The organism is Phaeobacter sp. SYSU ZJ3003, from assembly GCF_041300735.1.
In the GTDB taxonomy this organism is placed as follows: Bacteria; Pseudomonadota; Alphaproteobacteria; order Rhodobacterales; family Rhodobacteraceae; genus Phycobacter; species Phycobacter gallaeciensis_A.
In genome coordinates, this window is sequence record NZ_PXNU01000146.1 from 1 (window position 1) to 1,013 (window position 1,013).

The 1,013-nt window shown below is 48.8% G+C and carries 1 protein-coding gene; it reads right to left on the bottom strand.

Annotated elements, in window-relative coordinates; genetic code table 11:
• Positions 1 to 1,013: hypothetical protein (locus C6W91_RS21130; protein WP_370571610.1), on the bottom strand; the 1,013-nt coding region annotated here is incomplete at both ends.

Here is a 1,013-nt window from a genome sequence, read left to right on the forward strand (position 1 = left end):
ACAGCTTCATTGCGACCCAGGGACCATTCCCGGCTGCCTTGCATCAGAACAACAGGCGCATTCGTCGAATCTAATGTGTTCGCATCGATAGCCAGAGCCCCGTCCAAGTTGCCGATGGAGATTTCGTCACGAGCGTTGCCGAATTGCGTCAGGAACGTATTTTCAAGTTCAATGCTCTCCGCTCCGGCCGGATCCGTTGAGGCTAAAGACCGCCATATAACGACGTATCCGCCGTTCTCATCCGGCGACACGGAAGGCCAGCTAAGGTTCGGAACAACACCCGAGGTTGAATTAGGTAAAAAGCTGTTTACTCTAAAAATATCACTCTTTGAATCGCCTGATGCGGAGAACTCTTGAGCAAAGACTCCAAGACTTCCGCCATTATTGGAGAAATTGACTTGTGAACCTGACAAATTTTCGTCCCAGACAACAATGTACCCACCATCAGATAGGCCTGACGCCCGCACTGCGCCCTGATAAGTGTCTGTGCTGGGGTTGATTTCGTAAGGACTTTCTACCGCACCTCCTGTCGATGAGAATTGCTGCTTGTAAGCTTTTTGATAATCGGCCCAAGTTACAACAAAGCCACCACCGGACAATGGGGAAACGTGCGCGTAATCGTTTATTACCTCATTAGAAACATTTATTTCTGATCCGATTTTATTCCCCAGGGGATCCAACAACTGAACCTTAGTCCCACGATCCGCACCTTCAAAAACTACAGCAAAGTTTCCATTTGCGAGCGTCGTCACCCGAGGAGAGCTTGGGTAGTTAGCACTAAAGGAAAAGCTTGATACTACGTTATATTCATTGTCATATACAGAGCCCTGCACGGTTCCGGCTGTTTCATAATAATTTCCATTCCATACGGAAACAAACCCACCATTATCAAGACCGGACACAGATGGGTTGCCCCCTGCACCTGCATAAATTTCTTGTGATGTTTTGGAACGTCTGAACAACGTCTTCGGCTGCGCCGATGTTGCCGCTTGAGGGCAGTTTGGGGCGGTTGA